This is a genomic window from Lysobacter sp. ESA13C, assembly GCF_019970005.1.
Lineage (GTDB): Bacteria > Pseudomonadota > Gammaproteobacteria > Xanthomonadales > Xanthomonadaceae > Lysobacter > Lysobacter antibioticus_B.
Window position 1 is genome coordinate 17,135 of sequence record NZ_JAHXYK010000008.1, and the last position, 13,822, is coordinate 30,956.

Annotated in this window: 16 protein-coding genes; 12 read left to right on the forward strand and 4 right to left on the reverse strand. The window is 66.9% G+C overall.

Annotation, left to right across the window (positions count from 1 at the left end):
• Positions 1-182: 182 nt before the first annotated feature.
• The 3 genes from LC490_RS16505 (at position 183) to LC490_RS16515 (ending at position 2,739) form a co-directional block, all read left to right on the forward strand.
• Positions 183-704 (forward strand): hypothetical protein, encoded by a 522-nt coding sequence (locus LC490_RS16505; RefSeq protein WP_031371106.1) that lies wholly within the window; start codon positions 183-185, stop codon positions 702-704.
• A gap of 206 nt (positions 705-910) precedes the next feature.
• On the forward strand, positions 911-1,795 hold the full coding sequence (locus tag LC490_RS16510; protein ID WP_036148157.1) for a DMT family transporter: 885 nt from the start codon (positions 911-913) through the stop codon (positions 1,793-1,795).
• A gap of 143 nt (positions 1,796-1,938) precedes the next feature.
• Positions 1,939-2,739 carry a VOC family protein gene (locus LC490_RS16515; protein WP_223620900.1) on the forward strand — a complete coding sequence of 267 codons (801 nt, stop codon included), beginning with the start codon at positions 1,939-1,941 and terminating at the stop codon, positions 2,737-2,739.
• 112 nt (positions 2,740-2,851) lie between these two features.
• On the opposite strand, the gene LC490_RS16520 is transcribed toward LC490_RS16515, so the two are convergent.
• Positions 2,852-3,484 (reverse strand): OmpW family outer membrane protein, encoded by a 633-nt coding sequence (locus LC490_RS16520; protein WP_031371109.1) that lies wholly within the window; start codon positions 3,482-3,484, stop codon positions 2,852-2,854.
• A gap of 192 nt (positions 3,485-3,676) precedes the next feature.
• Complete coding sequence (locus LC490_RS16525) at positions 3,677-4,063, reverse strand: hypothetical protein (protein WP_223620901.1); 387 nt, start codon at positions 4,061-4,063, stop codon at positions 3,677-3,679.
• Between the two features lie 73 nt (positions 4,064-4,136).
• On the opposite strand from LC490_RS16525, the gene LC490_RS16530 reads away from it, so the two are divergent.
• From LC490_RS16530 to LC490_RS16550, 5 genes are all read left to right on the forward strand, one after another.
• A complete protein-coding gene (locus LC490_RS16530) occupies positions 4,137-4,919 on the forward strand; it encodes a DUF2884 family protein (RefSeq protein WP_223620902.1) in 783 nt (260 codons plus the stop codon).
• 120 nt (positions 4,920-5,039) lie between these two features.
• Complete coding sequence (locus tag LC490_RS16535; RefSeq protein ID WP_268745595.1) at positions 5,040-6,482, forward strand: dihydrolipoyllysine-residue acetyltransferase; 1,443 nt, start codon at positions 5,040-5,042, stop codon at positions 6,480-6,482.
• 242 nt (positions 6,483-6,724) lie between these two features.
• Complete coding sequence (locus LC490_RS16540) at positions 6,725-7,408, forward strand: hypothetical protein (RefSeq protein ID WP_223620903.1); 684 nt, start codon at positions 6,725-6,727, stop codon at positions 7,406-7,408.
• Between the two features lie 109 nt (positions 7,409-7,517).
• Positions 7,518-9,341: a dihydrolipoyl dehydrogenase gene (lpdA, locus tag LC490_RS16545; RefSeq protein WP_223620904.1), complete on the forward strand. Its 1,824-nt coding sequence runs from the start codon at positions 7,518-7,520 to the stop codon at positions 9,339-9,341.
• Positions 9,341-9,850 carry a hypothetical protein gene (locus tag LC490_RS16550; protein ID WP_223620905.1) on the forward strand — a complete coding sequence of 170 codons (510 nt, stop codon included), beginning with the start codon at positions 9,341-9,343 and terminating at the stop codon, positions 9,848-9,850. Before lpdA ends, LC490_RS16550 begins: the two co-directional genes overlap by 1 nt.
• Positions 9,851-10,054: 204 nt before the next feature.
• On the opposite strand, the gene LC490_RS16555 is transcribed toward LC490_RS16550, so the two are convergent.
• Together LC490_RS16555 and LC490_RS16560 are read right to left on the reverse strand one after the other, a co-directional pair.
• Entirely contained in the window at positions 10,055-10,861 is an 807-nt protein-coding gene (locus tag LC490_RS16555; protein ID WP_031371114.1) for a hypothetical protein, read from the reverse strand.
• Between the two features lie 294 nt (positions 10,862-11,155).
• Positions 11,156-11,362, reverse strand: coding sequence for a DUF2061 domain-containing protein (locus LC490_RS16560; RefSeq protein WP_031371115.1), 207 nt, complete (start codon positions 11,360-11,362; stop codon positions 11,156-11,158).
• A gap of 322 nt (positions 11,363-11,684) precedes the next feature.
• On the opposite strand from LC490_RS16560, the gene LC490_RS16565 reads away from it, so the two are divergent.
• From LC490_RS16565 to LC490_RS16580, 4 genes are all read left to right on the forward strand, one after another.
• On the forward strand, positions 11,685-12,053 hold the full coding sequence (locus LC490_RS16565) for a hypothetical protein (RefSeq protein ID WP_031371116.1): 369 nt from the start codon (positions 11,685-11,687) through the stop codon (positions 12,051-12,053).
• Positions 12,054-12,063: 10 nt separating this feature from the next.
• Complete coding sequence (gene atpB / locus LC490_RS16570) at positions 12,064-12,900, forward strand: F0F1 ATP synthase subunit A (RefSeq protein ID WP_223620906.1); 837 nt, start codon at positions 12,064-12,066, stop codon at positions 12,898-12,900.
• Positions 12,901-12,976: 76 nt separating this feature from the next.
• Positions 12,977-13,258: a F0F1 ATP synthase subunit C gene (gene atpE / locus LC490_RS16575; protein ID WP_223620907.1), complete on the forward strand. Its 282-nt coding sequence runs from the start codon at positions 12,977-12,979 to the stop codon at positions 13,256-13,258.
• 89 nt (positions 13,259-13,347) lie between these two features.
• A complete protein-coding gene (locus LC490_RS16580; protein ID WP_031371119.1) occupies positions 13,348-13,818 on the forward strand; it encodes a F0F1 ATP synthase subunit B in 471 nt (156 codons plus the stop codon).
• Positions 13,819-13,822 lie beyond the last annotated feature (4 nt).

A 13,822-nucleotide genomic window follows, 5' to 3' on the forward strand; every position in this document is an offset into this window, starting at 1 on the left:
ACCCTGGCGTTCACGGCCGTGCGAGCCGGTGGCTCGCACCCACGTCCGCTCACCCCCGCCTATGCGGGGATGACGGGCAAAAAGTGAGCGCTCCAAGCCTCATGGGGTTACGAGGTGAGGTCGCCATCCCCATGCCGCCTCCTTCGCGCGGCCTTGGCCCGGCCTGCCGCTAAGCTGCGGCCATGCCCCTGTTGCTGCTGATTCCGCTGGCCTTGCTCCTCCTGCTGATGCTGTGGGCGGTGCTGTTGCCGCTCGGGCTGATCCAGCGCTATCGCTACGGCAAGGCCCGGCGCCGGGCCCTGCCGTGGGCGGTGCGGCTGGCGGCGGCCTTGTCGCTGCTGTCGCTGCTGATCTTCTTCGTCAGCGCCTGGCTGGTCGGCTACTGGATCGCCGATGCGCCGCTGTATGCCGCGCTCGGCTGGGGCGCAGGCCTGTTGCTCGGTCTGCTTGGCGTCTGCCTGACCCGCTTCGAGTACGAGGCCCAGAGCCTGTACTACACGCCGAACCGCTGGCTGATCCTGGGCCTGACCCTGGTGGTCGCAGCGCGGATCGTGTTCGGCCTGTGGCAGGCCGCGCATGGCTGGAGCGACCATGCCAGTTGGTTGCCGCGGCAAGGCAGCCTGCTCGCGGTGGGCGGCCTGCTGCTCGGCTACTACCAGGCCTACAGCGTGGGGCTCGGACGCCGGCTGCGTCGGCGCGGCTGATCCTGCTCTGCCGCGGCTGGCTCTGTCGGCGCCGGCCCGGGCGGCATCGTCCCGGTCTCATCGCGTCCGCCGTCGGCCGGATGACGCGCGCAGGCGCGGCGGGCAAGATAGACGGTCCCGCTTCGATCGGCCGACATGTCCTTCTCGTCACACCACCGCTTCCTGTCCTGCGCCCGGCACGCCGCTTGCGCCGGCCAGCGCTCGTCATGAGCGTGGCGCATCCGCATCGCCGTCGCGCGATGGCGACCATGCTGGTCGCGGTGGTGATGTTCTCGATCATGGACGCGCTGCTGAAGCTGCTGTCGGCGCACTACCAACCCTTCCAGGTCGCCGCGCTGCGCGGCGCGTCCTCGCTGCCGTTCGTGCTGACCTGGGCGTTGGCCAGCGGCGGGCTGAAGCCTCTGTTGCGGGTGCGCTGGTCGCTGCATCTGCTGCGCGGCGTGCTCGGCATCGGCATGATGGCGACCTTCGTCTACGGCGTGCATCGGTTGCCGCTGTCGACGACGTATTCGATCTTCTTCATCGCGCCTTTGCTGATCACCGCGCTGTCCGGGCCGATCCTCGGCGAACGGGTCGGGCCGCGGCGCTGGGTCGCGATCGGCATCGGCTTGATCGGCGTATTGGTACTGCTGCGGCCGAGCGGCGAGGGCATGCTGAGTCTGGCCGCGCTGGCGGTGTTGGCCGCGGCGTTGGGCTATGCGGTCAGCGCTATTACCGTGCGCCTGTTGTCGCGCACCGACAGCACCCAGGCGATGATGGTCTGGCTGATGGTGATGTTGACCCTCGGCGCCGGCGCCCTGGCCTTGCCTGCGTGGGCGCCGATCCGCGGCGAAGACCTGTGGCTGATCGCCGGCCTCGGCGTCGCCGGTTCGATCGGGCAATACGCGGTCACCGAAGCCTTCCGCCTCGGCGAGGCCTCGCTGATCGCGCCGCTGGAGTACACGGCCTTGATCTGGGGCGTATTGCTCGACCTCAGCTTGTGGGGCGTATTGCCCGATTCGACGACCTGGATCGGCGCCGCCATCATCGTCGCCAGCGGGCTGTATTTGCTGCGCCGCGAACGCGTCCACGTCGAGGCCGAACATCCCTGAGCGCGGTGCCGTTCTGGCCGAGGCTCACCGAAACTCCTGCTGTCTCACCCAAGGCACCGCAGCGCAGCGCTTTCGCCGCAGCGCGCCATGACGATTTCTTCGCCACGGCGTAGTGTCGAGGGGTAGTCAGGGGGAGAGCCACGATGACCTCGCTCGTCCACGCGCCGGGAGCGCCGTGTTGGTTCGAGTTGGCGACCGACGGCCAGGTCGCGGCCGAGGCGTTCTATTGTGCTTTGTTCGGTTGGACCATCGAACGCACCCCGATGCCGGACAGCAGTCCGTACACGATCTTCAAGCTCGACGGCCACGACGTCGCCGGCGCCTACAGCCTGGTGCCCGGCGCCTGGCCGGGGCCGGACGGCAGCAGCGTGCCGCATTGGGGCGTGTATTTCCGCGCCGCCGACTGCGACACCGTCGCCAAGCGCGCCGTCGCGCTGGGCGGGCGTTTGATCGCCGCGCCGTTCGAGCTCATGGAGCATGTACGCATGGCGGTGTGCAGCGATCCGGAAGGCGTCGCCTTCCTGCTCGCCCAGCAGCGCGCGCATCCCGGCGTCGACCGCCTCGGCGTCGACAACGCCGTGTGCTGGGCCGAACTGGCCACGCGCGACCTCGACCGCGCCGAAGCCTATTACCGGCGCTTGTTCGGTTGGCGCATGCAGGCGCAGCCGGCCGCGGCGAGCGGCTACCGGGTGTTTTCCGACGATCGGCGCAGGCTCGGCGGCCTGATGCAGATGGGACCGGAGTGGGGCGACATGGCACCGCATTGGTCGATCTATCTGCAGGTGCGCGATGTCGATGCCTGCGTCGCGCGCGCGGTGGCGCTCGGCGGCCGCGTCCTGCTGGCGCCGTTCGACGCCGGCGCCGACCGCATCGCGCGCCTGAGCGATCCGAGCGGGGCCGCGTTCTATCTGATCCGCGTGGCCGATCCGCGCGCGTTCGCCTGAGCGCCGGCGACGACGGCGCACTGAACGACGCCAATCGAAATGACAGCGGGCGAAACGACAACGGGCTCCCGAAGGAGCCCGTTGGGTGTTGCGTAACGATGCGATCAGGCGATCAGAAGCGTGCGCCGACGCCGATACCGACGGTCACCGGGTTCAGCTCGGCTTCGCCGACCTTGAGGCCGTTGAGCTTCACGTCCGACTTGCCCTGCATGTAGCGCACGTCGGCGCGGGCGAACCAGGTCGGGGTGATGTTGAGGTCGACGCCGGCGGTCGCCATCGCGCCCTTGGCGTTCTCGACGCCCAGGCGCTGGCCGGCGATCGGGGTTTCGTTGCTGTAGTTGGCTTCGTAGTAGCCCAGGCCCAGGAACGGACGCACGGTGCTGTCGGCGGTACGGAAGTGGTACTGGCCGCTCAGCGCGATGGGCTGCGAATCGACGCTGCCGATCTTGCCGCCGCCGGCGTTGACGCGGTGACCGAACTTGTCGGCCGAACCCCACGCCTCGATGGCGATGTTGTCGTTGATGTAGTAGCTGGCGCTGAGCGTGGCCGCGCCTTCACCGTCGAGATCGGTGCGTACGCCGCCGATCAGCGGGTTCTTGGTCGGCTGGCTGAGCGCGTAACCGCCGACGACGGCGAAGCGCTTGCCGCTCGCGGTGTCGGTGGTGGTGGAATCCTGAGCGAAGGCGGCCGGGGCAAAGGCCATGGCGCCCATCAGGGCAAGGGTCAAATGACGAAAGCGCATCATGGAGATATCTCCTGTTGTTGTGTTGTGTCGATGCCTTGGGGGAGGCGATGCGCAAGATAGCCATGCACGCATGAACCGAACTTGCCGCGCGAACGCGGGTGAAGGAACTTTCACGCGAGCATCGTGTTAGACACGTGTTTTCAAGGGAAAAATGAACAAAATGAACCGCGCGCGACTTGCATGAACCTGCGTTCATCTCGTAATGCATGCACGCGAAAAATCGTCGCTTGCGAGCGCTGTCCATGCACAGGGATTCATCGCAGATCGCACGCGCCACAAGGGTTTCGCGTGTTCGTCGCGACCGATGAACGATGTCGCGCGGCGCTGGCGCGTTCGTTGTCGACGCGGGCGCCGAGCGATCGGATTGCGCAAAGCCGCCGCATCGCCATGCCATGCCTGCTTCTCTGCATGAGCGATCGGCGAACCGGTGCGTTCCATGCCGGGAACGCAATGCACACCCGTATCGGTGCATTTGCGCGGCGATCGGCCTGGATCGGCCTGGATCGGCGCAGAGCAGGCGACCCGTCCGTCGACCCAACCGCCACAGCCGGCAAGGCCAACGGCCATGACGAAGGTCACGCCGCCCATCGGCACGGGCCGGCGCGGCGGCGCTGCGGCATCCTGAACGCACTCCACCGTCGAGGACCCGACGATGCGCCCGTCCCACACGTTCCGACTGACCGCCCTGGCCGCACTGACGCTGGCCTGCGGTTCGAGTTTCGCCTCCAACATCCATGTCGACGCCAGTTGCGAAATCGACAGCGGCTATTTCCTGACCCTCAACGAGCGCAGCCTGATCCTGACCCGCGAGAGCGGCGAGCCGAAGGCCATCGTGATGCGCCAGGGGCGTTTGTTCGTCGACGACCGCTGGATCGCGCTCGACGCCGCCGACGCGCGCCGCCTGGCCGAGTTCGAACGCGGCACCCGCGCGGCCATGCCGGAAGCGCAGCTGATCGGCCGGGAAGCGGCGGGCATCGCCTTCACCGCGCTCGGTGAGGTCGCCGCGGCGTTGGGCAACCATCCCGAGCGCACCCGCGCCCACGTCGAGAAGGCGCGCCAGCAGCTCGACGCCCGTCTGAGCCGGGTGATCACCCCGACCCACTTCAGTGGCAAGGCGCTCGGCGACGGCATCGGCGATGCACTCGGCGACACCCTGCCGACGGTGATCGGTGAGGTCGTCGGCGGTGCGGTCACCGCCGCCTTCAGCGGCGATGTCGGCCGTCTGCAGAAGCTCGACGACCTGGATGCCAGGATCGAAGCCGCGGTGCAGCCGCGCGCCGACGCGCTCGGACGCCGCGCCGAAGGCCTGTGCCGGCAGATGCGCGCGCTCGATGTACTCGAGGACGCACTGGAATACCGCTACCAGGGCCAGCCGCTGGATCTGTTGCAGGTCGAGTCGACGCCGGGCAAGTCGGGCAAATCCGCCAAGCCGTGACCGGCGCACGGCAGTACTGGGGCGTACGCTGGCACCGCCGGTGTGCGTCCCGGTGCTGCTTAGCCCTTTAGTGGGTATTGGCCGGCAACGCGGTTGGCGTGACCGCCTGCAACCGCCACAATAGGGTTTTCGCGCATTGCGGAGCCCCACGAAATGGCTGAGCTGAAGGAAGCACGCGTCCCCGACATCGGCGACTACGACGGCGTACCCGTCATCGAACTGCTGGTCGCGGTCGGCGACACGGTCACCCAGGACCAGGGACTGGTGACGCTGGAATCGGACAAGGCCACGATGGAAGTGCCGGCACCGTTCGCCGGCGTGGTGCGCGAGCTCAAGGTCAAGATCGGCGACCAACTCGCCGAAGGCAGCGTGGTCGCGCTGATCGAACCCACCGAAGGGGAAGCCAAAGCAGCGCCTGCTTCGCCGCAAGAGCCGGCAAAACCCGCCGCGCCCGCAGCTGCGGCACCCGCTCCTGCCAAAGCCGAAGCCCCGGTCGCAGCGAAGGCCGAAGCCCCGGCCGCGCCTGCCGCAACCCCTGCAGCGATCCCCGGCGCCAACGCCGGCACCGACCCCGAAGCGATGCCGCCGCGCACCCCGCCGGTGGCGTTCACCGCCGACGAACTCATGCCCGACAAGGTGCCGTACGCGAGCCCGGCGGTGCGTCTGTTCGCACGCGAGCTCGGCGTCGACCTGGGTCGAGTCAGCGGCAGCGCACGCGGCGGCCGCATCAGCAAGGAAGACGTGCAGTCCTTCGTCAAGGGCGTGATGCAGGGCGGCGGCGCGGTCGCCGCGACCGGCGGCGCGCCGGCCTCGAACGGCGGCGGCCTCAACCTGTTGCCGTGGCCGAAGGTCGACTTCAGCAAGTTCGGCGAGACCGAGACGGTCGCGCTGTCGCGCATCAAGAAGCTTTCCGGCGCCAACCTCGCGCGCAACTGGGCGATGATCCCGCACGTCACCCAGCACGACGATGCCGACATCACCGAGCTCGAAGCGCTGCGCGTCGCGCTCAACAAGGAGAACGAGAAGTCGGGCATGAAGCTGACCATGCTCGCCTTCCTGATGAAGGCCAGCGTGGCCGCGCTGAAGAAGTACCCCGACTTCAACGCCTCGCTCGATGCCTCCGGCGAAAACCTGACCCTCAAGAAGTATTTCCACATCGGCTTCGCCGCCGACACCCCGAACGGCCTGGTGGTTCCGGTGGTGCGCGACTGCGACAAGAAGGGTGTGCTGCAGATCGCCAAGGAAACCGGCGAGCTCGCCGCCAAGGCGCGCGACGGCAAGCTGGGGCCGGCCGACATGAGCGGCGGTTGCTTCTCGATCAGCTCGCTCGGCGGCATCGGCGGCACCTCGTTCACGCCGATCGTCAACGCGCCGGAAGTCGCCATCCTCGGCGTGTCCAAGTCGGCGACCAAGCCGGTCTGGGACGGCAAGCAGTTCGTGCCGCGCCTGCTGCTGCCGCTGTCGCTGTCCTACGACCACCGCGTCATCGACGGCGCCGCCGCCGCGCGCTTCACCGCCTACCTGGCGCAGTTGCTGGCCGATCTGCGCCGCGTGCTGTTGTAAGCGCGGCACGCGTCGGCGATGGCTTCCCGTTTAGGTTCCGTAGTGCGTATCGCGTCGCTGCCGTCATCGGCGGCGGCGCGGAGCAGGCTACCGTGCCAGGCCGCCATGCCGATTTCGCCCGACGCCGGCGATGCCGCCGCGATGCGCTCCGGTCCACGACCGGGACACGTCATTGCGGCCGCGCCGGCCTCGCAAGCTCCACGCCCCGACGCCCGCTGTTCTCCATAGGATTGCCCGCCGTAATGAGCCGCATACCGAACGTCTCCGCTCCACGCCGTCTTGGCCGCATCGGCCTGATCGCCTTGCTGCTGGCCGCTCCGTTGGCTCACGCCGCCGATGGCTGCCAAGTGTCCCTGGGCCGCGGTTGGCCGCCGGCTACCGAAAACCATGGCTCGGCGGTCGAGCAACTGCTCGCGGCCAAGGCCGAGCCCGGCCTGCGCCTGACCTATCTGCCGGCGCGCGGTGTCGAGAGCGGCCTGATGCTGATTCCGGGCGAGAGCGATTGGACCCTGCGCCACGCCACCGCCAGCGAGCGCGTGGCGGCCTGGAGCTCCTCGCGCCGCAGCTCGGCGCTGGAACTGCGGGTGGACCAGGAAGTCGAGAACGAAGAGGCGCCGATGCCGGCGGTCCTGGCCCAGCGCCTGGTCGCGAGCTGGAAGCGCGCGCTGTCCACGCTGGCGCCGGAAGGCAAGGCCGCCGAGTTCCACGAACAGGACCAGTTGATCTTCGTCGTCGACGGCCTGCGCATCAGCGGTGTGCGCCCCGATTGCGGGCCGGGCGAATCGATCATGGAACAGGTCGGCCTGATGACCGAGGCGGCGAACGAAAGCGAGTCCAAGCGCGAGCGCCGCTGGCGCGCGCTGGAAGAATCGCTGGACGAATTGGACAAGCGTCTGGCCGAAGCCGCATCGGCGCCGGCGAGCTGATCCGGCGTACGCGCCGCCCCATGCCAGGCCGTCGCGCTGCGATGGCCGCCCCCACGACGGACGCTTCGAGCGCGCCGTCGGCCCGAGATAGAACAAAGGACGCAGCGTCATGGCCAACAACATCGAAGTGAAGGTTCCCGACATCGGCGGCTACGACGACGTGCCGGTGATCGAATTGCTGGTCGCCGTCGGCGATACGGTGAAGAAAGACCAGGGCCTGGTCACGCTGGAATCGGACAAGGCGACGATGGAAGTGCCCTCGTCGGCCGACGGCGTGGTCAAGTCGATCAGCGTCAAGATCGGCGACAAGGTCTCCGAGGGCGCGGTGATCGCGATCCTCGAAGCCGAAGGCGCAGGCGAGGCGCCGAAGCCGGCCGCGGACAACAGCGCAGCGGCGCCGGCCGAAGCGCCGAAGCCCGCTGCCGCTGCGGCTCCCGCTGCGGCAGCAACGGCAACGGCAAGCAGCGCACCCGCGCCGGCCGCCGCCGCGGCGAGCGGCCGCAAGGCCGACGTCGAATGCCGCATGCTCGTGCTCGGCTCCGGCCCCGGCGGCTACACCGCCGCGTTCCGCGCCGCCGACCTCGGCCTCGACACGGTGCTGGTCGAGCGCTACGCCAGCCTCGGCGGCGTCTGCCTCAACGTCGGCTGCATTCCGTCCAAGGCGCTGCTGCATGCGGCCGCGGTCATCGACGAGGCCGAGCACGCCAGCGATTACGGCGTCAGCTTCGGCAAGCCGAGCATCGACCTGGACGCGTTGCGCAAGTACAAGGAAAAAGTGGTCGGCCAGTTGACCAAGGGCCTGGCCGGCATGGCCAAGCAGCGCAAAGTGCGCGTGGTCTCCGGTACCGGCAGCTTCGTCTCGCCCAACGAGCTGGAAGTGGCGGGCGAGGGCGGCACTCAGTTGATCCGCTTCGAGCAATGCATCATCGCCGCCGGCTCGCAGGCGGTGAAGCTCGGCAATTTCCCGTGGGACGACCAGCGCGTGATGGATTCCACCGACGCGCTGGAGCTGGCCGAGATTCCGCAGAAACTGCTGGTCGTCGGCGGCGGCATCATCGGCCTGGAAATGGCCACGGTGTACCGCGCGCTGGGCAGCGAAGTCACCGTGGTCGAGTTCATGGACCAGCTGATGCCGGGCGCCGATCCCGATCTGGTCAAGCCGCTCGCCGACCGCCTGAAGAAGCAGGGCGTGGCGGTGCATCTGAAGACCAAGGCCGCGGCCACCGAGGCGCTGAAGGAAGGCATCAAGGTGTCCTTCGAAAGCGCCGAGGCCGGCAAGGCCGCCGCGCTCGAGGCGACCGTCTATGACCGCGTGCTGGTCGCGGTGGGCCGCGCGCCGAACGGCGGCAAGATCGGCGCCGACAAGGCCGGCGTCAGCGTCACCGAACGCGGCTTCATTCCGGCCGACCGGCAGATGCGCACCAACGTGCCGCACATCTTCGCCATCGGCGATCTGGTCGGTAACCCGATGCTGGCCCACAAGGCCACCCACGAAGGCAAGCTCGCCGCCGAAGTGGCGGCCGGCGAGAAGAAAGAGTGGGTGGCGCGGGTGATTCCGTCGGTGGCCTACACCGATCCGGAAATCGCCTGGGTCGGCGTCACCGAGAGCGAGGCCAAGGCCAAGGGCCTCAAGGTCGGCATCGGCAAGTTCCCGTGGGCCGCCAGCGGCCGCGCGATCGGCATCGGCCGCACCGAGGGCTTCACCAAGCTGATCTTCGACGAAGCCACCCACCGCATCGTCGGCGGCGGCATCGTCGGCGTGCACGCCGGCGACCTGATCGCCGAGATCGGCCTGGCGATCGAGATGGGCTGCGAGGTCGCGGACATCGGCCACACCATCCACCCGCACCCGACCCTGAGCGAATCGGTCGGCATGGCCGCCGAGGTGTTCGACGGCACCATCACCGATTTGTATATCCCCAAGAAGAAGTAATGCAGCGTTTGCTTGTCGGGATGCTGCTCGCGCTGTCGCCCGCTTGGGCGATGGCGTGCTCTTGCACGAAGGTTAAGGACGGTTTGCAGGGGGTGATCGACCGAGCCCGCGTGGTCGCGGTCGTGCGTGTGGTATCGGCGGAGGTCGTGGCCGCGCCGAACCCGACCCCATGGCGGAAGACCATGGTGGTGGCTAAGTTCGCTGCGGTGCGCAGCCTGAAAGGCGACGTGGCTTCCGTATCGCACTTGGAGGCGAGCAACGGCAGCTGCGGTTTGCCGGTGACCTTGGGCCACGATTATCTGGTGTTCGTATCCGGCTCCGATCGGGTGGGATCGCTGGAGTATTGCGACAACGGCCGTCACCTCGGCGAAGGTTGGGATGGGCGTAAAGACTCGCAATTGGATGCCATCGCCCGTTATGCCAAGGCGGCGACGCCCATTCCCAACGCGGACGATTGGTTGAGAGTGCGGCCACCTCCGTCGCCTTCGTCGTCGTCGGGCTGCGAATAGGCTGGCGCATTCGCAACGACCAGCGTAGTTATTGCCCCAGGGTAGGAGCGGCGCAAGCCGCGACCGCGAACCGGCGGCGACCGGCGCGACCATCATGGGGCTGCGTTGTCGCGGCTTGCGCCGCTCCTGCCTTGGTCGCATCACGGCGTTCCAGATCGCTGCGCGTGCGGCGCGAATGCGCCGCACGCATGAGCAAACGCGGCCTCAGAACGAGAACGTCACGCCGGCCATCGGTCCCTTGAATCGCTGGTCCAGGCCGATGACGCCGTCGTTGCCTGCGCGCCGGGCGTCGATCTTGAACCAGTCGTAGCCGACGAAGGCGCCGATCGCCGGGGTGAAGCGGTATTCGACCAGGGCGTTGGCGCGGCTGATGTCGCCTTCGTAATCGCCGAAATCGCCCCAATCGGCGTCGAGGTACTGGCCCTGGACGACGAAGCGCCAGCGGTCGTTCGGCGACAGGGTCAGGCGCGTGCCGACCACCGGCGCATAGCCGTCTTCGCTGGAACTGGTGCGGTAGTTGTCGGCGCCGGCCTCGGCACGCAGCTTGCCTTCGAGCTTGGCGTACTCCACGCCGATCTGCAGACCCCAGCTCACCGTCTCGGTCTCGACCACGGCGTAGTCGTACATCACGCTGGCCAGTTCGAACTTGGCCTTGGCCTCGGCGAAACTGCCGGCCGGAATGGTGGTGTCGTCGTAGGAAATCGCCTCGCCGAGGGTGGCGCGTTTGCTCTTGTCGTAGCCGAAGTAGTTGAACAGCAGGCGGTTGCGCTCGCTGAAGCGGAACACGCCCTCGATGCGCGGCACGGTTTCGCGGCTGCCGAAATCGAAGTCCTGGCTGAATCGGTAGGGTTCGCCGCGGAAGGTGGTGCCGGCGCTGAGTTCGCCGCTGCCTTCGACCGACATGGCGCCCAAACGTACGGTGAAGCGATCGTCTTCGGCATGCGCGGATTGCGCGAACAAAGCGCTCGTCGCGGCCAACGCGAGCGTCAGTGGCAAAAGTTTCGGGTTCACGGGATCACTCCGTTGCGGGGGAAGCGCAGTACGGTTTGATGTACTGGCGGGTCCATGAATGCCGCGCAAGAAGTGCAGTGACGGTGAAAAAAAGCGGTGCCGACCGTTGCGGCAAAGTCGCAATGCCTCGAACGTGACCCTTGCCGCAAAAAGGCGAAGCCCCGGCGGGTCATGCCGGGGCTTCGGGGGAGCCCGCCGCTGCTTTGCCATTGACGAGGAGAGAGAGGCGGCGGGCGTTCACAGATACTGACCGGTGCTTTCGCGAAAGGTTCCGAACTTCGTCAAAGATTTCGATCAAGTCGCCAGGGCGCCCGGCGAAGCCGCGGCGCGGCGGCGTTCGATCCGCTTCCAGATCTTCTCGTGAAAGTGGAAGGCCACCGTGTTGCAGGCCGGTTCGACCAGGGCCAGCGCGCCGCCGACCCAGACGCTGCCGGTCATCAGGTAGCCGACGAGGAACGCGACCGAGAAATGCACGCAGGCAAAGCTGAGGGTCTTGCTCATGCGGATGACCTAAATGAGAATTGTTCTCAACAATACGCCTTCGCCCTGAAAAATCAAATCGACCTTTATGCTCGTTACGATAGATCCAGGCTATCGAGATGAGGCTCCGCGCCGGGCGCTTTACCTCCCGGGTAATTCAACGGCCGCGCAGTGCGGGCCATAGTCGCGGCCATGAAGTTCTCCGCCGCCGCCATAGATGCCGTGTACTACCGGGCGCTCCGCACAGGTATGACCGACGGCGGTTGCCGCAACTGCGCCCGCGTTCTATACTTTTGCGGCTCTACCGGGCGCTTTGCGCCAACCCCATACCGACGAGTCCCGCGTGCACGATCCTTTGTCCGCAGGTCGCCGGTTGGCGTCGCGCGCGATTGCCTGGCAATTCGGCGCGATGGCGCTGGCTGCGCTGGCCTTCTACCCCTTCGGTGCGTCCCACGCATTGGCGGCGGCGGTCGGCGGCGGCGCGACGGTCGCTGGCAGCCTCGTGGCCGCCAGGATGGCATTGGGGGGAGGCGTGCAACCGGCCGGGATGGTAGTGGGTCGGTTGTTGGCCGGAGTCATATTCAAATGGGTGGTGGTACTGGCGGTGCTCGGGCTCGGAATGGCCTGGTGGCGTCTACCTCCGCTTCCAATGCTGGTGGGGCTGCTGGCGGCGACGCTGGCCTTCGTACTGGCCAATCTTTTGAAACGATAAGGTGTCTTTCGTGAGTGAACAGACCGGTTCGGGCGGCCTGAACGAATACATCAAGCACCATTTGACCCACAACACCAGTGAGGTCTTTGGCAGTGAAGCGTTGTCGAAGTTCAATTTCGACTCGTGGATCGTCGCTTTGGTGCTCGGCCTGCTCTTCATCCTGTGGTTCGGTCTGGCGGCACGCAAGGCCACCGCGGGCGTCCCGAGCAAGGGCCAGGCTTTCGTCGAGATCATTCTCGAGTTCATCGACGGCCAGGTGAAGGACACCTTCCACGGCGACCGCCGTTCGGTGACCCCGCTGGCGCTGACCATCTTCATGTGGGTCGTGTTCATGAACACGATGGACCTGCTGCCGCTCGACCTGTTCGGTTGGCTGGTCCATGTCACCGCCGGTCCGGAAGCGGCGCACCACACGTATTTCCGCGCCGTTCCGACCGCCGACCTCAATACCACGTTCGCGATCTCGGTCTCGGTGTTCTTCATCCTGATCGGCCACGCGGTTTCGGCCAAAGGCGTCGGCGGCTTCGGCAAGGAACTGGTCACCGCGCCGTTCCACGCGCACGGTCCGATGAAGCTCGCGCTGGTGCCGGTCAACCTGGTCATGAACATCATCGAGTGGCTGGTCAAGCCGGTTTCGCTCGCGATGCGACTGTTCGGCAACATGTACGGCGGCGAGCTGGTGTTCATGCTCATCGCCGGTCTGATGGGAAGCATCTACACCATCGTGCCCGGCGTGCTCGCCAACGCGGCCTGGGCGATCTTCCACATCCTGATCATCCTGTTGCAGGCCTTCATTTTCATGATCCTCACGGTCGTCTACATCGCCGGCGCCCGCGAAAGTCATTGATCCATCGCTCGACGCGCACCATCCCTCATTCGTTTTCCCTTCACCGTTTAGCACTACCTCTACCAGGAGAAGCACCATGGAGTTCATCGCCAACGTTCAGGGTCTGACCGCCATCGCGATCGGCATCATCATCGGCCTCGGCGCGCTCGGCGCTTGCCTGGGCATCGCGATCATGGGTTCGAAGTTCCTCGAATCCGCCGCACGTCAGCCGGAGCTGGTCCCGATGCTGCAGGGCCGCATGTTCCTGCTCGCCGGCCTGATCGACGCCGCGTTCATCATCGGCCTCGCCGTTGCCCTGTTCTTCGCGTTCACCAACCCGCTGATCGAAGCCGTCAAGCTCGCTGGCGCCGCTGGCTGATCAGGCAGAATCGTGCCCCGTCCGGGGCACGATTCGGCAACCCGGGCCGGCGCTAGCCGGCCCAACGTAAGCAACGTCGAGGACCCGTCATGAATCCCAACATGACTTTCTTCGGTCAGATGCTCTCCTTCGCGATCCTCGTATGGTTCACGATGAAGTTCATTTGGCCGCCGCTGAACGCAGCGATCGAAGAGCGCCAGAAGAAAATCGCCGAAGGTCTTGCGGCTGCCGAACGCAGCCAGAAAGACCTTGCGCAGGCGCAGGAAAGCGTCGACGCGGCGCTGCGTGAAGCCCGTACCAAGGCCAACGAGATCATCGATCAGGCGCATCAGCGCGCCAATCAGATCATCGACCAGGCCAAGACCGACGCCGTCGTCGAAGGCACGCGCCTGAAAGCGCTGGCCGACGCCGAAATCGCCGCGGCCACCGATCGCGCTCGCGAGGATCTGCGCAAGCAGGTGTCCACGCTGGCCGTGAGCGGCGCCGAAAAGCTGCTCAAGCGCGAAATCGACGCCAACGCCCATAAGGCGCTGCTCGACGAGCTGGCCGCAGAAATCTGATCGG